We start from the raw sequence: 19,506 nt of genomic DNA on the forward strand, positions 1-19,506 counted from the left end.
GGACATGCCATGAGCCCTGACCAGAACCAGACTTTGCCGCCTCAGACCCAAGAGCAGCAGCCCGGTCGCGAGACCCAGATGAACCCGAGGCCGGATTACGAGCCCCGCTACCCGGGCAGCGGACGGCTCAAGGACAAAGTCGCCCTCGTGACGGGCGGGGACAGCGGCATTGGCCGTGCGGTCGCGGTCCTCTTCGCCCGGGAAGGTGCGAGCGTCGCCATCGTCTACCTCAATGAAGGAGAGGACGCACAGGAGACGAAACGGCTGGTGGAGCGGGAAGGCGGCCGATGCGTCACGATTGCAGGCGACATCGGAGATCCCGGCTTCGCACGTGCCGCCGTCGACCGGACCATCAAGGAGTTCGGAAAGCTGGACGTTCTGGTCAACAACGCCGCCGAGCAGCATCCGAAAAAGGACATCGCCGAGATCACGCCGGAGCAGATCGAGCGCACCTTCCGCACGAACATCTTCGGGTACTTTCACGTGACGCAGGCCGCCATGCCGCACCTGAAAGAGGGCGCCGCGATCATCAACACGACGTCGGTGACGGCCTATCGCGGAAGCTCGGAGCTGCTGGACTACAGCGCCACAAAGGGGGCGATCGTGGCCTTCAACCGGTCCCTGGCGCAGAAGCTTGCGGAGAAGAAGATCCGGGTCAACGGCGTCGCGCCCGGCCCGATCTGGACGCCGCTCATTCCGTCGACCTTCGATGCCGACAAGGTGAAGAGCTTCGGGGCCAATACGCCGATGAAGCGGCCGGGGCAGCCGAACGAGGTCGCTCCGTCGTACCTGTTCCTGGCCTGCGCGGATTCCTCCTACATCACAGGTTCGGTGCTGCATCCCAACGGCGGCGACGCGACGGAATCCTGATCGAAACGAAAAAGGGCGGCTCCGGAAGGAGCCGCCCTTGTCCTTATGGCCTTGAAGGAAAACGCTTACCGACGACGCCGAACCCGGACGGGCACAAGCGAAGGAGCCGGGGAGGACACTGACAGGGCAAAGAAGAGCATCAGCGCGGAGAGAGATCCGCCAATGAGAAAAAGTACTTCCGCGATCTCGACCTGCGAAGCCAAGCCGGTGACGGCAGCAAACGCCGTCAGGATCGTGAAGAAGAGAAATGCTCGAAGGGCAATGGCCTTGTTCATCGAATCTGTCTCCCAAGTGTTCTGGGAAACGTGGTGACGGGATGTCGGTTCCATACCTAGCCTGGTCTCCTTCTTTACTTTTCGTCACCCTTTAAAAACTGTCCAAATGAGTCTTTTTCACGGAACCCCACAGTCTCGCTTGACGTTGGTTGGGTATCATCGGCTCCGGTCGATTGTCAGTAATGCGAGGTAACACCATGCTCGGTTGGGCTGTCACTTTTCTCATCATCGCGCTCGTTGCGGCTCTCTTCGGCTTCGGCGGCATCGCCGGCACGGCGGTCGAGATCGCCAAGCTCATCTTCTTCGTCGCGATCGTCCTCTTCGCCATCTCGGCCGTGGTCGGCCTGATGCGCGGACGCAATCCAATGTGACGCAGGTTCACCTGCGCCGAATGAGAACGCCGCCTCCCTAAGGCGGCGTTTTTCATGTGGGGAGAAGGAGCGAGAGCCGCAATGAGGCGGGGGTCAGACCGAACTCTGGAGAGCGGCGCGGGTCATGCTGTCCGGGCCGAGGTCATCGACGTCGTTGACGTTGAGCACGGAGGCCAAGCGGAAGCGGGCGCGGTTGACGCGGCTCTTGATGGTTCCCACGGCGCAACCGCAGATGCTCGCGGCTTCCTCGTAGGAGAAACCGGAGGCGCCGACGAGGAGGAGGGCCTCCCGCTGGTCGTGGGGAAGCTTCGCGAGCGCGGTCCGGAAATCCTCGAAATCGAGCCTGGAGCCCTGCTCGGGCTGGACCTTCAAGCGGCCCGCATAGGAGCCGTCGGGGTCTTCGACCTCCCGGCGCCGCTTCCGGTACTCGGAATGGAAAAGATTTCGCAGGATCGTGAAGAGCCAGGCGTTCAGGTTGGTGCCGGGCTCAAATCGGTGGAGGTTGGACAGGGCACGGAGGAGGGTGTCCTGGACGAGGTCGTCTGCCCGGTCGATCTGACCCGAAAGGGAAATTGCAAAAGCCCGGAGACTGGGAACGGCCGCAAGGAGAGCGTCTCGGAGATCTGGCTCCGGCTGCGTCATGTGGACCTCTCCTGGTCCTTCTCTTCGAGGAGGTCGAGCAGGTTCCTGAAGCGGTCGGGCACCGGCTGCTGCACCAACTCGTCGTACATCGCGCGCAATTGGTCGCCGATACGCTTCTGGCTGGTGCTGTCGAGCTTCGGATCGGATTCAAGCTTGTCGCTCAGGGAGCCTTCCGGAATGACCCGTGCCAGCTTGTTTCCCTTCTCACCCGTCATCTGCATCCCCTTGCGATCCCTGATTCTTACGGGATAGCCAACCTTGGCAGTATTTCATATTGGTTTCAGGCAACAACGCATATCATTGCCAGGAGTTCCAAAGAGTGGAACTTTTGCATGCCTGCCGAGTTGAATGGACCGTATCGGTAACGAGTCTAAAGCACATAAGGGGAAGCGAATGTCGACAGCTCAGCTTGTCGTCCAGCACTTACCGTATCTTCGTCGTTATGCCCGCGCTCTGACCGGCAGTCAGATGGCTGGCGATGCCTATGTAGCGGCCACCCTCGAGACGCTTGTGAGCGAGCCGGAGACCATCGGGCCCTCCGGGAACGTCAAGGTCGAGCTCTTCCAGGTCTTCACCCGCATCTGGAATTCGCTTTCGGTCAACGGCCGCAGCGAGCAGATCCAGCGCGACCTGCCGGCGGAGGTCCGCCTTGGCCAGATCACCCCATTGCCCCGGCAGGCGTTCCTCCTCTCCTGCCTCGAAGGGTTCGGCGAGGAAGAGGTCGGTCAGATCCTGGGCGTCGATACGCAGACGGTTCGCGACCTCGTCGACGAAGCCGGGCGCGAACTCGCGGCCGACATGGCGACCGACATCCTCATCATCGAGGACGAGCCGCTGATCGCCATGGATCTTGAGGCCCTCGTCGAAGGACTCGGTCACAATGTCACGGGTGTCGCCCGGACCCGGACCGAGGCGGTCAAGCTTGCCTCCACGAAGCAGCCTGGCCTGATCCTGGCAGATATCCAGCTCGCCGACGGCAGCTCGGGCCTCGACGCCGTGAATGATCTGCTGAAGTCCTTCGAAGTGCCGGTGATCTTCATCACCGCCTATCCGGAGCGCTTCCTGACCGGTGAGCGGCCGGAGCCCGCCTTCCTCATCGCCAAGCCGTTCCAGCCGGCCAATGTCTCTGCCGTGATCAGCCAGGCGCTGTTCTTCCAGCAGAGTGCCCGTCGCCGCGAGGTGCGGGCGACCGCCTGACCTAAGGTTCACATCCATCAATGTAGAAAGCCCGGCCGTCGAGCCGGGCTTTTTCATTACTGCAAAGCTTCGAGGAAATAAAAAAGACGGGCCATAAGGCCCGTCTCAAGGTGCCGGCCAATGCACAAGGGGAATGCGGGGAGGACCAGGAGGCCGGTGCTTAAAGAACGCGGCCCGTCAATTAAAGGTTCCAAGTAAATTATTACCTTTTTGCAGTAGATTTCCGCTTGGAACGGGACGGATACGGTCGCGTTGTTTTGCCAAACGGTGCAGCTGGGAAAGCAGGAGACTAGGGATGTTCCGCACGACCGCAACCTTGATCGGCATGGCCGGTGCGGCCGTTCTGGCAGGCGGCTTGGCTCCGAATGCCTTCGGCACGGTGTCTCTGGCGAAGTCCGACACCGCCCTTGATCGCGCGGCTCTGACCCAGCAGGTCATGGCATCGGCGAAGACATCCCGGCTCCAGGAGCCGTCGCCGTCCCAGGATCGGCAGACCGTCACGGTCGTCGAACTGGTCGGGATGAGCCAAGCCACGGTGATCCTGCGGGATCGCGACGGCCGCGTCCTCTACAAGTCCGATCCCCAGGCGGGCACCACCACGTTCTCGAAGAATACGGACCTTCCCGTGGTGACGCTCAAGGAAGAGGAGCGGGGACCAGCGGTGCAGCAGCATCCGACGGTCCGTCGCGAGGGAAACGAGACCCCTGCGACAACCCCGCAGAAGCGCCGCAACCCGGTCGGGTGCGTGGGTGACGTCAGTCCGCTCGCCCGGGCGAGCGCGGATCGATCCCCGAGCCTCTGCCTCGCTCTTCTGGACCAGTCACTGACCTGAGCAGCCTCTTTACGAAGGGCTGGGGGCCCAGTGGAGTGTGAGTGCGTGAACGATAGTGCCGTTGAGACGCTGGAGCGTCGCCGACTGTTCGCCCGGTTCTGGCGGACGGCCTCGGGTTTCTGGACCGGGCAGCGGAAGCGGGAAGCTTGGTTCCTGACCCTGACCCTTCTGGCGATCATTCTGGGCCAGCTCTTCATCCAATATCGGCTGAACGTCTGGAACCGTGAGGTTTTCGATGCGCTGGAGAAGCGCGACATCTCGCTCGTCGGGTGGTACGCGCTGATTTTCGCGCCCCTCGCGCTTGCGGCGGTCGCCTTCAACGTTGCCTCCGTGTGGGGGCGCCTGACGACGCAACGCGCCTGGAGAGCCTGGCTCACGGACCATCAAATCGATCGCTGGCTGCGGAATGGACGCTACTACCAGCTCAATCTGGTCCGCGGCGAGCATCAGAACCCGGAATTCAGGATCGCCGACGATACCCGTATCGCGACCGAGTCCCCGGTTGACTTCGCCTTTGGCGTCACGACCGCGGTTCTGACGGCGATCACCTTCATCGGCGTGCTCTGGGCCGTGGGTGGGGCGTTGTCCTTCGACTGGAACGGGCGGACGATCAACATTCCCGGCTATCTGGTGTTCGTGGCGCTTGCTTACTCGATCGTCACAACGACCGCGATGCTCTTCATCGGCCGCCGCTTCGTGCAGGTCGCGGAAGGCAAGAACCAGTCCGAGGCCGAGTTCCGCTATGCGGCGACCCGGTTGCGCGAGAACGGCGAAAGCATCGCGCTTCTTGGGGGCGAGCCGGAGGAGCGCAGCGGCCTGAGCATCGCGCTCGGGAACGTGATCATGCAATGGCGCGAGCTGTGCGGACAGTACATGCGCACGACAGTCGTCTCGTACAGCAACTTCGTGCTGGCGCCCGTCATTCCCATTTTGCTCTGCGCCCCGAAGTATCTGGCCGGCACCATGTCGCTCGGCGAGGTCATGCAGGCCTCGGCCGCCTTCGTGACGGTCCAGCAATCCTTCAACTGGCTCATGGAGAATTATCCGAAGCTCGCCGACTGGACCGCCTCCGCGAACCGTGTGGCGGGCCTTCTCGTGTCCCTCGACCGGCTGGAGCGCGCCGAGCGGGGAGGGGCGGGCCATATCCGGAGAACCGAGGAAGGGACCGAAGCGGAGCTCGAGCTCTGCGATGTCTCCGTCACCCTCGACGACGGCACTGCGGTGGTCGACGAGACCCGCGTGCGGATCGACCGGGGCGAGAAGGTTCTCGTGGTCGGCGAGTCCGGCGCCGGCAAGAGCACCCTGATCCGTGCCATCGCGGGCCTTTGGCCCTGGGGCGAGGGTGAGATTTCCATCCGCAAGGGTGCGAAGCTGTTCTTCATGCCCCAGCGTCCCTACGTGCCTGTCGGCACGCTCAAGCACGCCGTCGCCTACCCCAATCCGACGGAGAGCATCTCGGACGACGATGTGGTGAAGGCCCTCAAGGATGCGGGGCTCGGGCACCTGACGGACAGGGTCAACGACCAAGGAGTGCCATGGGAGCGGACCCTGTCGGGCGGCGAGCAGCAGCGCCTGACCTTCGCGCAGCTCTTCATCCAGAAGCCGGACATCATTGTCATGGACGAGGCGACGTCGGCTCTCGACCCGGAGACGCAGGAACGGCTCATGGAGCGTTTAGGCGAGAGGCTGCCGGATGCCGCGATGATCAGCGTCGGCCATCGACCGGAGCTGGAGGTCTTCCACAACCGGCGCCTTGTCCTGGCAAGGCGCAAGCACGGTTCACGCCTCATCGCCGATGAACACCTGTCGGCCGAGAATTCCACCCTCCGGCAGACGCTCGCACGCCTCTTCAACAGGCGCAGGGTCATGGAGGGTGAAAAGCTGCGGCAATGAACGAGATAGGGTGGAACTTCGGCCCCGTCGGCGGGTTGGCCCGTTCGGCTTCTTGAAGGGTGATGCCGCTCCGAGAGGAGCGGATCAGTGCTACATGACACAATATTGTGAAGTATTGATAACGTGATTGTCTAATAGAAATTAGTTTTGTGGATGCGTTAACGCCGAGTTTCTCGGAACGATCCCATTTTGCTTGCGTTGAACCTCAGCGCAATGTGGCGCAAACGCGATTCAATCTACTGTCAGGAGATCAACCAATGCTGAAGAAGCATATGGCGGCTTGCCTTGTTGCGACCATGTTCGCGGCGCCTGCTTTCGCACAGACTTCGACGACACCGTCGGGCGCGACGGACCGTCCGGCGGCTTCGAGCTCCGGCTCGACGGCGACCGGCTCGAACGCCATGCAGCCCGGTGCGGCGGCCAGCCCGTCGGCAGGCTCCTCCGCCGGTTCCTCCAGCATGAACTCGTCTTCTTCCATGGGCTCTTCGGCCATGAACCAGAGTGGCGGGATGCAGGGCCAGTTCATGACCCAGATCCAGCCGAACCAGATCATGGCCTCCAAGCTGATCGGTACGAAGGTCGTCAGCGCCAACAACGAGTCGATCGGTGACATCAACGACGTGATCGTCGACCGCAACGGTCAGGCCGTCGCCGCCGTGGTCGGCGTGGGCGGATTCCTCGGCATCGGCGAGAAGGACGTTGCGATCCCGTTCAATTCGCTCGAGTTCGCCAGCCGCGAGCAGGTGAACGCAATGAACAACAATTCGAGCAACAACAGCTCCGGCAGCAACGTCTCGACGACGGGCTCGACCGCGACCGGCACCACCGGCTCGACGGCTTCGGGCGGCGCCATGAGCGGCAACACGAATACGGCCGGCTCCACCACGGCCTCGGGCGTTTCCGGCTCGAGCAACACCAACGAGCCGGAGCGCGTCGTCCTGCGCATGACAAAGGCCGAGCTGCAGGCAGCCCCGACCTTCAATGCGGACGCGAACACGTCGACGGGTTCGGCCGGCGCTTCCTCAACCGGTACTGGTGCCTCGGGCACGACGACCGCCCCGAAGCAGTAACCTCTCCCGATCCAAAGACGCGGCGCCTGGTTCTCCCAGGCGCCGTTTTCGTTGCTGAAGGCAACATAAAAGGCGCGGCCGAGAGGGCCGCGCCTTTTACGGGCCGAACCAAAGGGGGCAATAAGGTCCGGCACCGCCCAATAACGCGCTCGAAGACGAGTTGTTCCAAACGGCCTCGATTTTCTTCGGCCGCTCACGGCGGAAAGCGGGAATTCGGAGTGCCTCCGGGGAGGAACCTCGACCGATCCGACACGTTGCCACCACATAAGACGTGCGGAGGAAGCCATGACGGCAACGAACGAACTGGACGCCGTTCTGTCGCGAGAGGAACTGCCGGACGAGTTTTGCCGGCTCGCATCGAGTTCGCCACCCCGCGACAAACCTTCGGTGGCCTCGCTCCTCAGCGGCATCGTGCCGGGATGCGAGCCTCAGGACGATGCCGTGTGCCCGCTCATGCTGAGGCGCCACCTCGTCATACCGGCCTGGCAAAACGGCTTCGCAGCCAGACCCGGGCTGCGGCTGTAAGAGTAACGAACCAGGTTTGCTGAGCTCATGATCGGACCCCAGACATTCGCCTTTGGGCCGAGGCCCGTTTCTGTCCTGCTTCACCCGAATGCGGTTCCGGTTGCCGACATCTTCCGGTGCATCAGCGGATTCCAGGATCAGTACGATCTCGCGCTGCTGAATGGACCGGAGGAGGATTTGGGCAGGCTCACCCGCCCGGATTGCGCGAAGGCCATCATATCGGATGCCCTGCTGCTCGCGTTCGCTCTCGATCGCCAGAGGACGAGGCCGCTCTGCCATGCACCGCTCAAATCCCGCCGGGCGAGCACCGACGAGTATTGCCTGATGACACTGATCGGGGCCTCCCGAACGCGGGATTCGGAACTCGCTTACGAGGCCAGCACGGTTCTGGGAGTGGCGTCTCTCGATCTCGTTTCTTCCCTGGCTTCGGATCTCATCAACCAGATCGATGCCGGCGGCCTTGTCTTCAGGACGCCCGACATCACCGAGTTTCGAGCTCTGGTCGGTGACAGCCTCCTCTTCGAGGATGATCCGGAAGTCGGATTAGAGCATTCCGAGATGAAGTTCCGCTTCTAGATCTTCATCGAGGAACCGAGACAATCATCGCAGTTCTTTGAAGATGGACCGTTCGGCAACCGCCGAACGGCTTTATGCTTGCGTTTTCGGTTGCTCTTCTAGATCGCACGGCACGAAAAATTAAAGGGGCCGCAAGCGGCCCCTTTACTTACGCGTATCAACTAAAGTCATTCCTGATTGCTGCGGGTGCTTCCCGAAGCCTGGCCGCCTTTGCGCCCAGCCTCCGAAGCAAGTTCGCGATCCTGGGAGAAGGAGCGCTTCTCAGCCGGGACGCTCTTGCCGCCCTTGCTTGCGATCTCGCGCTGCCGGTCGCCGTCCATCGACGCGAAACCGCGCTTCGAAGTCGAACTTCCTGTCGCCATCACATGCCTCCTACGTGATTGGTTTACTGCCTTGAACAACCATGGTTAATTTCGATGGTTCCGCTTGGTTGTTCGAGATTTTGATTATCCTCTGCCAGGGAAGCTTGGCTTTATCGAGGCTCTCTTGAGGCGGATGGCCGATGTGCGCAGTTGTCGCAGTTCGATATGCGGTGAGGGTTCCAGTAATGGCCTGACTTTTTTCTTCCCCTCGGGTGGAGGTTACCTTGCGTTCCCTCCCATCGGAGCGCGTCTACTTCATTGGCGATCTTCTACTGATCGGTCCGTGCTCGCCGGATGAATCCGCTTCGTACCGCAACGCTTCGTCCTTATAATGCCGGGGCGGGAGGGGCCGCGCAGTGATGCCGAACCGGGCGCGGTCTGTCGGTGATCGGAAGGGCGCACGCTCAAAGTCGAGAAAGCAAGGATAGAGCCGTGGTGTACGACCAGAACAACGTCTTCGCGAAGATCCTCAGGGGGGAACTTCCCTGCCATAAGGTCTACGAGACCGACCGGGTCCTGGCCTTCATGGACATCATGCCCCGCGGCGACGGCCATGTCCTCGTCGTCCCCAAGGCTCCCGCACGCAACATCCTCGACGTCGAGCCGGACGATCTCGCGAACCTTGCCAAGGAGGTCCAAGTGGTCGCGAAGGGCGTCAAGGAGGCCTTCAAGGCCGATGGGCTCACGATCCAGCAGTTCAACGAGAGCGCGGGTGGGCAGGTGGTGTTCCACATCCACGTGCATGTGATCCCGCGCTTCGAAGGCGTCGCCTTGAAGCCGCATACGGGGCAGATGGAGGATCAGGAGAAGCTTGCCCGCTCTGCGGAAAAGATCCGCGCGGCCTTGGGCCGATAGGTCGGGCTGGATGGCAGGAAGGGCTGTGCCGGCAGTCCTTCCGGAGCGTGCTTTCCCGGCCGAGGGCCCTCAGTGCCAGTCGAGCGAGCGCTCGACCGCCTTGCACCAGCGTGCATAGAGGTCCTCGCGCAGGCCCTGTTCGAAGGTCGGCTTCCAGCGCTTGTCGACGGCCCAATTGCGGACGAGCTCGTCCGTTCCGGCCCAAAACCCCGTCGCCAGGCCGGCCGCATAGGCCGACCCGAGGGCCGTGGTCTCGATCACCTTCGGCCGCACGACCGGTACATCCAGGATGTCGGCCTGGAACTGCATCAGAAGCTCGTTGACCACCATGCCGCCGTCCGTGCGCAGCTCCCTGACGGCGATGCCCGTATCCTTGGCCATGGCATCCAGGACCTCGCGGGTCTGGAAGGCGGTCGCCTCCAGGGCGGCGCGGGCGATATGGCCCTTGTTGGCATAGCGGGTGAGGCCGCCGATCATGCCGCGGGCGCCGGCGTTCCAGTGGGGGGCGTAGAGGCCCGAGAAGGCCGGCACGATGGTCACGCCGCCATTGTCCTGGACGCTGCGGGCCAGGGGCTCGATGTCGGTCGAGGCTTGGATCAGGCCGAGATTGTCCCGCAACCATTGCACGAGGGCGCCCGCGATGGCGATGGAGCCTTCGAGTGCGTAGACGGTCGGTCCCTGCCCGAAGCGGTATCCGACGGTGGTGAGCAATCCATACTTCGACGGGTAGGGCTTCTCGCCGGTGTTCATCAGCATGAAGCACCCGGTGCCGTAGGTGTTCTTCGCCTCACCAGGCTGGAAGCAGGCCTGGCCGACAAGGGCCGCCTGTTGGTCACCCAGGATGCCGGCGATCGGAACGCCGGCGAGGACGCCCACCGCCTCGCCATAGACCTCGCTCGAGGAGACGATCGTCGGCAGGCAGGCCCGCGGAATGTTGAACAGGGCCAGGATTTCGTCGTCCCAGGCGAGGCTCTCCAGGTTCATCAGCTGGGTGCGGCTCGCGTTGGTCACGTCGGTGATGTGGCAGCGGCCGCCGGTCAGGTTCCAGACGAGCCAGCTGTCGACGGTCCCGAACAGGACGTCGCCGGCTGTGGCCTTCTCTCGGGCTCCGGGAACGTTGTCCAGGAGCCACCGCAGCTTGAGGCCGGAGAAATAGCTCGTCAGCGGCAGGCCGGTCTTGGACCGCAGGCGGTCATGCCCGCCGTCCCGGGCGAACTCCTCGACGATCGGATCGACCCGGGTGTCCTGCCAGACCAAGGCGTTGTGGAGGGGCTTGCCGGTCTGCCGGTCCCAGATGAGCGTCGTCTCGCGCTGGTTGGTGATGCCGATCGCGGCGAGATCCTTGGGAGTCAGGCCCTGCTTGGCGAGAGCCGCCCCGATGACCTCCAACGTGTTGTGCCAGATCTCGAGCGGGTCGTGCTCCACGTAACCGGCCTGCGGATAGATCTGCTCGTGCTCCTTCTGGGCGACCGAGATGATGCTGCCCGTCCGGTCGAACACGATGAAGCGCGAACTGGTCGTGCCCTGATCGATGGCACCCACGTAGTGAGCCATGGTTCCTCCCGAATGCTCGTCTAGGCGTTCTTATTGGGCCGCGACGGCGGCAGCATTCCGTTTGGCGATATACGCGTCGATCGCCTGGGCCGCGCCCGCCGAGACGTGCAGGCCGAGCTTCGACCGCCGCCAGAGGATGTCCTCTGCGGTGCGCGCCCATTCGCGACGGACCAGGTAGTCCACCTCCGCGGCCGTCAGGGTGCCGCCGAAATCCTCGCCGAGATCGGTCATCGACTTCGCGGAGCTCAGGAGATCCTCGATCCGCGTGCCGTAGGCGCGCGCCAGACGATGAGCGTGCGCTTCCGGGAGGAAGGGCCAGCGCGACCGGACGGTGGCGAGGAACCAGTCGAAATCCGCGTCCGGCATGTCGCCGCCCGGCATCTTGGCGGTTTCGGTCCAGGCCGGCTTCATGGCCGGGAAGTAGGGCTTCAGCTCCTCGAGGGCATGCTCGGCGAGCTTGCGGAAAGTGGTGATCTTGCCGCCGAAGATCGACAGCACCGGCGCCTGCTTGGGTGCGCCGTCGAGGTCGAACACGTAGTCGCGGGTCACTGCGGACGCATTTGTCGAGCCGTCGTCGAAGAGGGGGCGTACGCCCGAATAGGTCCAGACCACATCGGAGGGCTTCACCTCCTTCTGGAAGAAGTGGTTCACCACGTCGCAGAGGTACTGAATCTCGTTGTCGTCGATGGTGACCTTCTTGTCCGGCACCGATTCCACCGGGATATCCGTGGTCCCCACCAGGGTGAACTTCTCCTGATAGGGGATGGCGAACACGATCCGCTTGTCGGTGTTCTGCAGGATGAAGGCCTCCTTGGTGTCGAAGAGCTTCGGCACCACGATGTGGCTGCCCTTCACCAGGCGCACGTTCTTCCGGGTGTTGAGCCCGAGCTTGGAGTTGAGCACGTCGGCCACGAAGGGACCGCCGGCATTGACGAGGGCGCGGGCGCGCACCTCCTGCGTCTCGCCGGTCTGGACGTTCTGGAGCGTGGCGACCCAGACCTCGCCGTCGCGGCGGGCCGAGACCAGCTTCGTGCGGACGCGGATGTCGGCGCCCTTCTCGAACGCATCGAGCGCATTGAGGGCCACCATGCGGCTGTCCTCGACCCAGCAGTCGGAATAGACGAAGGCCGTGTCGAAGCCGGGCTTCAGGGCCTTGCCGGCCGGGTGCTTGGTGAGGTGGATCGTCTCGGTGCCGGGCAACTTCTTGCGGGGCGCCAGGTGATCGTAGAGGAACAGGCCGAGCCGCACGAACCAGGCCGGCCGGATGCCCTTCTCGTGGGGAAGGATGAACCGCAGCGGCCAGATAATGTGGGGGGCGGAGTTCAGAAGACGCTCGCGCTCGAACAGGGCCTCGCGGACCAGCCGGAACTCGTAATATTCCAGATAGCGCAGGCCGCCGTGGATCAGCTTGGTGCTGGCGGACGAGGTGTAGCCAGCGAGATCGCCTTGCTCGCAGAGAACCACCGAGAGGCCCCGGCCGACCGCGTCGCGCGCGATGCCCGCGCCGTTGATGCCGCCGCCAACAATCAGAAGATCAGTCACTGTCGTCACGAAAAGGTCTTTCCTTGAAGCCGGGCGCCCCCGGCCCCTTGCAGATGTTTCCTTTAGCCGTCTAAGGCAAGGCTTTTCTAGTGCGTTCCACTGTTCCTCGCCACCGCGAGATTTAGCATGAAAGTCACGAAGGAGCAGAGGGCCATTCCGAAGCAGGAGGCCACCACCGCTCCGTAACTGCCCCACCACGCCCAGAGCGCCCCGAAAGCGAAGGGGGTAGCCGCCATGGCCACCCTGACGGGAAGCGAGATCATGCCCTGGATGACCCCGTAATCCTCCCGGCCGAAGAGTTCCGGCGGCAGGAGGGCCCGCACGATCGTCATCATGCCGTTCGAGGCCCCGTAGAAGGCCGCGAACAGCACGATCAGCCACGACCCGGCCGGAATGAAGGGCAGGAGCCCGAAGGCCAGGACGTTGAGCCCCATGGTCAGGATGCCGATACCTTTCAGGCTCAGGGCCCGTTCCCCGAACCCGGTCAGGAACCGGGCCGCGACCTGGGCCGGCCCGACCACGGCGAAGGCGGCAACCGCTGCGTCCAGGCTGAACCCGCGCTCCACGAGCATCGGGATGAGATGGACCGGTATGCCCGTCGAGATCATCCCCTGCAGGACGGACGTGACCACGAAGAACCAGAACGACGCCGAGGCGAGCACGCGCCGGGCATTCGCGGCCAGAGGCTGAGCATGCGACGGGTGCCCGTGTCCGACGCGGCCGGCGGCGCCCGGAATGCTCAACCCGTGGAGCACCGCGCAGAGGCCGAGATTCAGCGCCGCTAGCAAGAGCAGAGCAGTCCGCCAGCCGAGCGCCTCGATCAGAAGGTGGGTGAGGGGGATGAAAATGGTGCTGGCGAAGCCCGCCACCAGGGTCATCACGGTGATCCCGCGCCGGGTCAGGAGCCCGAGATGGCCTGCCAAGACCGCGAAGGCCGGCTCGTAGAGAACGGCGCTCATGGCGATGCCGAGGCCGAACCAGATCGCCATGAAGGCCGGATAGTTGCTGACCAGCGCCCAGAGACCGAGAAGGAGCGCCGCCAGGATCGAGCCGCCGGTCATCACGGCGCGGCCATGGCCGAGATCGATGAGGCGCCCGACCGGCACCGAGAACAAGGCCGAGGAGCCCAGCGCCAGAGAGAAGGCGGCGGTGAGAGCGGTCTTCGACCAGCCGAGCTCCTGCTCCATGGGCTCGATGATCAGCGCAAAGGCGTAGAAGATCGTCCCGTAGGAAATCGTGACGGCGATGGACAGTGCCGAGACGAAGCGCCAGGGCATGCGGGCGGGAGAGGACATGGCGACCTTGAGACAATCGTCCGGCAGAAGGACGATCCCTGCTCTTATGTCACCGGCAGCGGTTGACGAACAGGCCTTTAGCCCTCATATGCACAACACGGCGTCAGCGCTCCACCCCGGAGCCGCTTGAGCGGGACTGCGTGACGGATATTCGCCAGATAGGCGAAGGCCCGGTCCCCTTCTTCAATCGCTCCAACCGTACGACGGCCCCATCACGCGGGCTGTCGCCTTGAGCCCGGAAACGCCTGTTTCCCTGGAAGATCAAGCCTTTAGGGCTCGCCAATATCTCTTCGAAAGACACGACCCTTTGACCCTATTCTCCGATTTCGGATTGGCTCAGCCGATCCTCAAGGCGCTTGCATCCGAGGGCTATGAGAAGCCCACACCGATCCAGGCCCAGACCATTCCGCTCGCGCTCGAAGGCCGCGACGTCTGCGGCATCGCGCAGACCGGCACGGGCAAGACGGCGGCCTTCGCGCTGCCGATCCTCCACCGCCTGTCCCAGAACCCGCGCCCGAAGGCTCCCAAGGCCTGCCGCGTGCTGGTGCTGAGCCCCACCCGCGAGCTCGCCGGCCAGATCGCCGACAGCTTCCGGGTCTATGGCCGCAACCTTCGCCTCTCGACCTCGGTCGTGTTCGGCGGCGTGACCATCGGCAAGCAGGAGCGCGAGCTCTCCGGCGGCGTCGACGTGCTCGTCGCGACTCCCGGCCGGCTCCTCGACCTCATCGACCGCAAGTCGCTGACCCTGCGGGATGTGGAGATCCTCGTCCTCGACGAGGCCGACCAGATGCTCGACCTCGGTTTCATCCACGCCCTCAAGCGGATCGTGAAGCTGCTGCCGGCCAAGCGCCAGAGCTTGTTCTTCTCGGCCACCATGCCGAAGACCATCTCGTCGCTGGCGGACGACTTCCTGCGCGATCCGGCCAAGGTGGCGGTCACGCCTGTGGCGACCACCGCCGAGCGTGTCGAGCAGAGCGTCATCTTCGTGGCGACCGGCCGCAAGCAGGCCCTGCTCGAGATCCTCCTGAAGGACGAAAGCATCGACCGCGTCCTCGTCTTCACCCGCACCAAGCACGGAGCCGACAAGGTCGTGCGCGGGCTCGACAAGGCCGGCATCGCGGGTGCCGCTATCCACGGCAACAAGTCCCAGCCGCAGCGTGAGCGCGCTCTCGCGGCGTTCCGAGACGGCAGCTGCCGGGTTCTCGTGGCGACCGACATCGCCGCCCGCGGAATCGACGTCGAAGGCGTGTCCCACGTCATCAACTTCGATCTGCCGAACGTGCCGGAATCCTACGTCCACCGCATCGGCCGTACCGCCCGCGCGGGCGCGACGGGCCTCGCCATCTCGTTCTGCAACGACGAGGAGCGGGCCTACCTCAAGGACATCGAGAAGCTGACCCGCCTCAAGGTGCCGGTCGCGGCTTTGCCTGAGGGCTTCTCGGCCGGTCCGGTCGGCGGCGAGGCGGCTCCGGAGCAGCGTCGCGAGCAGCCGCAGCGCGGCCGCCCCGCGCCGCATGCCCGCGGCCATCAGGGCCATGGCCAGCCGCGCAATGCCGATCCGAACGCGGAGCGCGGCCCCAAGCGCCGTCGCGGTCGCGGCGGCAAGCCGGCAGGCCAGCAGGCGGAGAACCGCCCGCAGCAGCAGGCCGCTCACGCGAAGCCCGCGCCGAAGCCGGCGCAGCGCCGCCCTGAGGGCCGCAGCGACGGCATGCAGGTGGCATGGCTCGACAAGGCGCCCCGGCGTCGCTGATCTCAGGTACGGAAAAAGGCGCCCTCGGGCGCCTTTTTTATTGTCGGTGACCGCGCCGAAGCGGCTGCCGATCGACGATCATTGCGAGGGCTGCGCGTTCTCCGAGCCGCGAGAGTTCCCTCCGGGGGAAATGTTGATCGTGGGGCCGGAGCTTTCCGCGGTTCCGGCGCTGTCCCTGATGTATTGTTTAGTGATCCTGTCGACGCGCTGACCATTGCCGCCGATGCGCGTATTCGCCGCCGCGCGGGGCCAGGGATCGGCGATATGCACGACCTTGTTGTGCGCGATGGCATCCCCTGCCGCAGCGGTGACCGTGTCGTCGTGGCTCAGATAGTCTGCACAGGCCCCGAGAAACAGCACCGGCAGGATGCCGGTCGCGGCGAGAAGGCGCTTAGCGCTTGACGATTTTCTTGCTGACATTCTTCACTTCCGGCTTGAGATCCACGATGTGTCCGAACGGCCCGATGACGTCCGTTCCCTCGGCGAAGCGACGCTGCAGGTCGTTGCTGACCTCCATCTGTCCCAGGAGGAAGAACTCGGCATCGTTGCTGGGACTCTTCGAATCGAGAGGCGTGCGCAGCGGCTGCCCGGGCTTTGCAGGACGGACAAGATGCGGCGTGACGATGATGACGAGATCCGTCTCCTCCTCCTGGAAGGACGAGGAGCGGAAGAGGGCGCCGAGAACCGGCACTTGCCCGAGCCAGGGCAACTGATCCTGGGTTTTCCTATGAAGGCTCTGGAGCAAGCCCGCCATCGCGAGGCTCTGACCGTCCCGAATCTCGATCGTGGTGCTGGCGCGCCGGGTGATGAAGGCGGGGATCTCGATCGTGGCCGAACGGATCGCCGTGTTCTCATCGACCTGACTGACCTCCGGCTCCAGCTTGAGATTGATCAGACCACTGTCGAGGACAACCGGCGTGAAGTTGAGACGGACACCGTATTCCTTATACTGAACCGTAACCTTGCCGTCGTTCTCAGCGACAGGAATTGGCACTTCGCCACCGACGAGGAAGCTGGCCTTTTCGCCAGAAAGTGCTGTGAGGTTCGGTTCCGCCAGGCGGCGCCCGAGGCCCTTCTCCTCGAGGGCTTGGATCAAGACATCGGCACTGATTCCGCCGCCGAGGATCTGGGCCAGCACAGTCCCGAAAGGGCTGTTGCCGTTCGGAAAAAGCGCGCCGACGTTGATGCCACGCTGGCTCGCGGCCGTTCCTGTAGCGATGCCTGTACCCTTAGCCCTGGCAAACCAGCTTACCCCAAGCTGGCGTCCGGCATTGCGGTTCGCCTCGACCACGCGAACCTCGATCAGAACCTGTTGGCCGCCGGTCACATTCATGGCGTTGATGACAGGAGCCGAGCTGTACTGCTCGGCGATCTCGAGGATCTTGCGCTGCGATATCCCATCGGGAACCGCGCCGCTCAGCCGTGTGCGCCCATTGATGGTTTCAACTCGGACTTTGGCCTGCGGTACGGCATTCTGAATAGTCTGCTGCAGGTCAGACACATCTGTGCCGACCTCGACATTGACCAAGCCGAGCAGTGTATCGTTGGTGCCATAGACTGCGAAATTGGTCCGCCCCTCGGCCTTGCCCAACACGTAAAGAGTCGTGTCGGTCAACGGAACGGCTGTCGCGATTTCCGGGTTGCCGACCACGACGCGACTAACCTTCCCGCTTGTCCGCGCGTTAACGAACTTGCCTTGATCCACCCGGATCTCCGCCGGAACGCCGCGCTCGAACGTGAGAAGACGCTCTTGGGCATGCGCAGCTGGCGGAAGGGTGCAGCCTAAGGACATGAGCACGCCGAAGGCGAGAGCCGGCAAGATCTAGCAAGAGATAAGACCTACGCGCATGTATGCCTCCTTCGAGTTCTGCCCACCTGGTGCAAAGGACGCCTGAACCAGGAGCGGCATATTGGATCGCTTGTCGCGAAATACAGAATATAACGTTGCTTTATAGCTACAGGCCCAGCTGGGAGAAAGGCAAGGGAAACAATGCTGCAACCGAGGCGCGATGCGCGGACGGATGGTGGTACCGTCGGTCGAGAACGAGCGCCGTAGCGAATGTAATGGATTTTCCAGGGTGCCGTTAGGGCCCAGAAGCCTGAAACATAGCGTACGCCATCGTCCGACTGGCATAGGCAGCTGATATCAGCGGCTTAGGCCGGTTGGTGGACCGAATCTTCCTATGGTCGCATGAGCGAAACTGCGGAGATCTCAATGGGCCGTGCCTGACAGCATTTCGTGCCGTAATGGCAGGCAATCGGCAGCATCGTTTGCAAAATCGCAATTGTTACATTGTCTCAAGCGCAATGTTCCGCGGCCGATCGAATGTGGATATGTGCCCGCCCGATCCTTTTCCCGTCTTCGGCCGCAACAGATGATGCGGAATCGCTGCCCCAAAGGCTGAAACGGCTCCGCATCGTCCGGGGTCGAACCACCTGCGGGGACGGTTCAGCGCACTCCCGGCCGCAAGAGGCTCTTCTCGAGCATCACGTGCACACCCTTGTTGCCGTTGACGACCTGGGTGATCCGCAGGTCCGCCGCGAGGCTGCAGAGGGCATAGGCCTCCGCCTTCGTGATGCCCGTGCGGGCTGCGATGAGGTCGATCATGTCGCGCAGCGCGATCACCACGCATTGGTCGAGGTCCGGGTCGAACGCCATGGTCATGATGTGCGTGTCCGTCTCGGCCATGGGCCAGGTGAGGCGCATGTCCTCGCGCAGGTGCAGCTCGAAGGTGCCAATGAGCCCCGTCTCTATGGCCGTGACGCAGACCTCGCCGTCGCCCTGCACGCCGTGCCCGTCGCCGACGGAGAACAGCGCGCCGTCCACATGGATCGGCAGATACAGGGTGCTGCCGGCGACGAGTTCCTTGTTGTCGAGATTGCCGCCGTTGCGCCGCGGGGGCAGGGTGCTCAGGCTCCCCCAGGCGGCCGGCGGAGCCACGGCCATCACGCCGAAGAACGGCTTCAGGGGCAACTCCAGGCCCCAGGGCATGCGTCCCGTCATCCGCTCCCGGTCGAGGGGGATGTGCATCAGGTGCATCTCGTCGAAGTCGTCCGGAAGGGCGCCCTTCAGCGGCGCCACGTAGGTGAAGCCCCAGTCGTAGTGGAGATCGATGGCCTTGATGCGGACCTCCAGAACCTGGCCCGCCTTCGCGCCCCGGATGGCCACGGGCCCGGTGCAGATGTGGCCCGGAAGCTTCGGCCGGTGGGCGACCTGGATGGCGGACAGCGCCTCCGGAATCGCGAGAGGCGCCTTCGGCATGACCTCGGGCCCGCCGGACACGGTGGAGATCGTGACGGTGTCGCCGGAATCGACCGTCAGGAGAGGGGCGAGCCCCGCATCGAAGTAGCCCCAGTGAACGGTGTCCGGGGAGGCATCAAGTCGGTAATCGGCCACGGGAGTCCTCTGTGCATGGGAACCCGGCGCAGATGACGGCGCCGGCTTGACGGTTCAGATGTGTCGCACTCCCGTGCCGCTAGGGCAACGGGTGTCCCTCACCAGCTTGCGAAGAACGTGAAGTCCCGCCGCATCGGCGTCCAGGTCTCGATTCGGCGCGGCTCGCGCAGCAGATCGGGCAGGCGGTCCCAAAAGGGCTTGCGGTAGGTCCGGTGCATCTGGACCTGCACCACGTCGTCTAGGTCGGCCCAGGTCTCGTAGAGCATGAAACGGCTCGGATCCTCCGGATCTTGGTGGAGGACGGCGTTGATGAAGGTAGGCTCGTGCCGCATGGCATCGAGGACCGGGGTTAGCAGGCCGAAGAACTCCTCCTCGCAACCGGGCTTCAGGGCAACGGTCACGATGAAGGTCACGTCCTTCGCCGGGCCGCGGCTTTTCTCGTCGCGGTGAAAATCGGCACGGTGCTTCATGGGTTTCTCCTGTTCGGGTCGACCTGAAGA

The 19,506-nt window shown here is 63.7% G+C and carries 22 protein-coding genes; 10 read left to right on the plus strand and 12 right to left on the minus strand.

From position 1 onward, the window contains the following. Nucleotides 1-9 precede the first annotated feature (9 nt). Complete coding sequence (locus DES45_RS13835) at nucleotides 10-870, plus strand: SDR family oxidoreductase (protein ID WP_114770614.1); 861 nt, start codon at nucleotides 10-12, stop codon at nucleotides 868-870. A 65-nt stretch (nucleotides 871-935) separates the two neighbouring features. Here the strand turns inward: DES45_RS13835 and DES45_RS13840 are convergent, their stop codons facing one another. Next, a complete protein-coding gene (locus DES45_RS13840) occupies nucleotides 936-1,145 on the minus strand; it encodes a hypothetical protein (protein WP_114770615.1) in 210 nt (69 codons plus the stop codon). Between the two features lie 197 nt (nucleotides 1,146-1,342). Here DES45_RS13840 and DES45_RS13845 point away from each other — a divergent pair, with 197 nt between their 5' ends. Then, nucleotides 1,343-1,516, plus strand: a complete 174-nt coding sequence (locus DES45_RS13845; RefSeq protein WP_114770616.1) for a DUF1328 domain-containing protein — start codon at nucleotides 1,343-1,345, stop codon at nucleotides 1,514-1,516. A gap of 93 nt (nucleotides 1,517-1,609) precedes the next feature. Here the strand turns inward: DES45_RS13845 and DES45_RS13850 are convergent, their stop codons facing one another. Both DES45_RS13850 and DES45_RS13855 read right to left on the minus strand, forming a co-directional pair. Continuing rightward, a complete protein-coding gene (locus DES45_RS13850; protein ID WP_114770617.1) occupies nucleotides 1,610-2,158 on the minus strand; it encodes a sigma-70 family RNA polymerase sigma factor in 549 nt (182 codons plus the stop codon). Next, nucleotides 2,155-2,373, minus strand: coding sequence for a NepR family anti-sigma factor (locus DES45_RS13855; RefSeq protein WP_147282411.1), 219 nt, complete (start codon nucleotides 2,371-2,373; stop codon nucleotides 2,155-2,157). The genes DES45_RS13850 and DES45_RS13855 overlap by 4 nt, the downstream gene beginning before the upstream one ends. A 178-nt stretch (nucleotides 2,374-2,551) precedes the next feature. Between DES45_RS13855 and DES45_RS13860 the strand changes: the two genes are divergently transcribed. The 3 genes from DES45_RS13860 to DES45_RS13870 all read left to right on the plus strand — a co-directional run bounded on the left by DES45_RS13860 (nucleotide 2,552) and on the right by DES45_RS13870 (nucleotide 6,080). Then, nucleotides 2,552-3,355: a response regulator gene (locus tag DES45_RS13860; protein WP_114770619.1), complete on the plus strand. Its 804-nt coding sequence runs from the start codon at nucleotides 2,552-2,554 to the stop codon at nucleotides 3,353-3,355. 295 nt (nucleotides 3,356-3,650) lie between these two features. Continuing rightward, entirely contained in the window at nucleotides 3,651-4,187 is a 537-nt protein-coding gene (locus DES45_RS13865; protein ID WP_114770620.1) for a hypothetical protein, read from the plus strand. A gap of 45 nt (nucleotides 4,188-4,232) precedes the next feature. Next, complete coding sequence (locus tag DES45_RS13870; RefSeq protein ID WP_170151496.1) at nucleotides 4,233-6,080, plus strand: ABC transporter ATP-binding protein/permease; 1,848 nt, start codon at nucleotides 4,233-4,235, stop codon at nucleotides 6,078-6,080. Between the two features lie 250 nt (nucleotides 6,081-6,330). Here DES45_RS13870 and DES45_RS25165 read toward each other — a convergent pair whose 3' ends face one another. After that, nucleotides 6,331-6,633: a hypothetical protein gene (locus DES45_RS25165; protein WP_170151497.1), complete on the minus strand. Its 303-nt coding sequence runs from the start codon at nucleotides 6,631-6,633 to the stop codon at nucleotides 6,331-6,333. Here DES45_RS25165 and DES45_RS13875 point away from each other — a divergent pair. From DES45_RS13875 to DES45_RS13885, 3 genes are all read left to right on the plus strand, one after another. After that, complete coding sequence (locus tag DES45_RS13875) at nucleotides 6,605-7,150, plus strand: PRC-barrel domain-containing protein (protein WP_170151498.1); 546 nt, start codon at nucleotides 6,605-6,607, stop codon at nucleotides 7,148-7,150. The two genes, DES45_RS25165 and DES45_RS13875, sit on opposite strands and share 29 nt — an antisense overlap. A 285-nt stretch (nucleotides 7,151-7,435) precedes the next feature. Then, a complete protein-coding gene (locus DES45_RS13880) occupies nucleotides 7,436-7,675 on the plus strand; it encodes a hypothetical protein (protein ID WP_114770623.1) in 240 nt (79 codons plus the stop codon). 27 nt (nucleotides 7,676-7,702) lie between these two features. Next, on the plus strand, nucleotides 7,703-8,251 hold the full coding sequence (locus DES45_RS13885; RefSeq protein ID WP_114770624.1) for a hypothetical protein: 549 nt from the start codon (nucleotides 7,703-7,705) through the stop codon (nucleotides 8,249-8,251). 167 nt (nucleotides 8,252-8,418) lie between these two features. Here DES45_RS13885 and DES45_RS13890 read toward each other — a convergent pair whose 3' ends face one another. After that, nucleotides 8,419-8,613 carry a con-10 family general stress protein gene (locus tag DES45_RS13890; protein ID WP_114770625.1) on the minus strand — a complete coding sequence of 65 codons (195 nt, stop codon included), beginning with the start codon at nucleotides 8,611-8,613 and terminating at the stop codon, nucleotides 8,419-8,421. 432 nt (nucleotides 8,614-9,045) lie between these two features. Here DES45_RS13890 and DES45_RS13895 point away from each other — a divergent pair, with 432 nt between their 5' ends. Continuing rightward, nucleotides 9,046-9,468: an HIT family protein gene (locus DES45_RS13895; protein WP_114770626.1), complete on the plus strand. Its 423-nt coding sequence runs from the start codon at nucleotides 9,046-9,048 to the stop codon at nucleotides 9,466-9,468. Between the two features lie 69 nt (nucleotides 9,469-9,537). Here DES45_RS13895 and glpK read toward each other — a convergent pair whose 3' ends face one another. The 3 genes from glpK to DES45_RS13910 form a co-directional block, all read right to left on the minus strand. Next, nucleotides 9,538-11,022, minus strand: coding sequence for a glycerol kinase GlpK (gene glpK, locus DES45_RS13900; RefSeq protein ID WP_114770627.1), 1,485 nt, complete (start codon nucleotides 11,020-11,022; stop codon nucleotides 9,538-9,540). 30 nt (nucleotides 11,023-11,052) lie between these two features. Further along, complete coding sequence (locus DES45_RS13905) at nucleotides 11,053-12,573, minus strand: glycerol-3-phosphate dehydrogenase (protein WP_114770628.1); 1,521 nt, start codon at nucleotides 12,571-12,573, stop codon at nucleotides 11,053-11,055. Nucleotides 12,574-12,650: 77 nt separating this feature from the next. Beyond that, nucleotides 12,651-13,859 (minus strand): MFS transporter, encoded by a 1,209-nt coding sequence (locus DES45_RS13910; protein ID WP_114770629.1) that lies wholly within the window; start codon nucleotides 13,857-13,859, stop codon nucleotides 12,651-12,653. Between the two features lie 307 nt (nucleotides 13,860-14,166). On the opposite strand from DES45_RS13910, the gene DES45_RS13915 reads away from it, so the two are divergent. Next, nucleotides 14,167-15,609 (plus strand): DEAD/DEAH box helicase, encoded by a 1,443-nt coding sequence (locus tag DES45_RS13915; RefSeq protein WP_114770630.1) that lies wholly within the window; start codon nucleotides 14,167-14,169, stop codon nucleotides 15,607-15,609. A gap of 78 nt (nucleotides 15,610-15,687) precedes the next feature. Here the strand turns inward: DES45_RS13915 and DES45_RS13920 are convergent, their stop codons facing one another. The 4 genes from DES45_RS13920 to DES45_RS13935 all read right to left on the minus strand — a co-directional run bounded on the left by DES45_RS13920 (nucleotide 15,688) and on the right by DES45_RS13935 (nucleotide 19,476). Next, complete coding sequence (locus tag DES45_RS13920) at nucleotides 15,688-16,029, minus strand: pilus assembly protein (RefSeq protein ID WP_114770631.1); 342 nt, start codon at nucleotides 16,027-16,029, stop codon at nucleotides 15,688-15,690. After that, nucleotides 16,001-17,314: a type II and III secretion system protein family protein gene (locus DES45_RS13925; RefSeq protein ID WP_170151499.1), complete on the minus strand. Its 1,314-nt coding sequence runs from the start codon at nucleotides 17,312-17,314 to the stop codon at nucleotides 16,001-16,003. The genes DES45_RS13920 and DES45_RS13925 overlap by 29 nt, the downstream gene beginning before the upstream one ends. Before the next feature lie 744 nt (nucleotides 17,315-18,058). Beyond that, entirely contained in the window at nucleotides 18,059-19,006 is a 948-nt protein-coding gene (locus DES45_RS13930; RefSeq protein ID WP_114770633.1) for an acetamidase/formamidase family protein, read from the minus strand. 98 nt (nucleotides 19,007-19,104) lie between these two features. Further along, nucleotides 19,105-19,476, minus strand: a complete 372-nt coding sequence (locus DES45_RS13935) for a putative quinol monooxygenase (protein ID WP_114770634.1) — start codon at nucleotides 19,474-19,476, stop codon at nucleotides 19,105-19,107. Between the last annotated feature and the right edge of the window lie 30 nt (nucleotides 19,477-19,506).

Source organism: Microvirga subterranea, assembly GCF_003350535.1.
GTDB lineage: Bacteria > Pseudomonadota > Alphaproteobacteria > Rhizobiales > Beijerinckiaceae > Microvirga > Microvirga subterranea.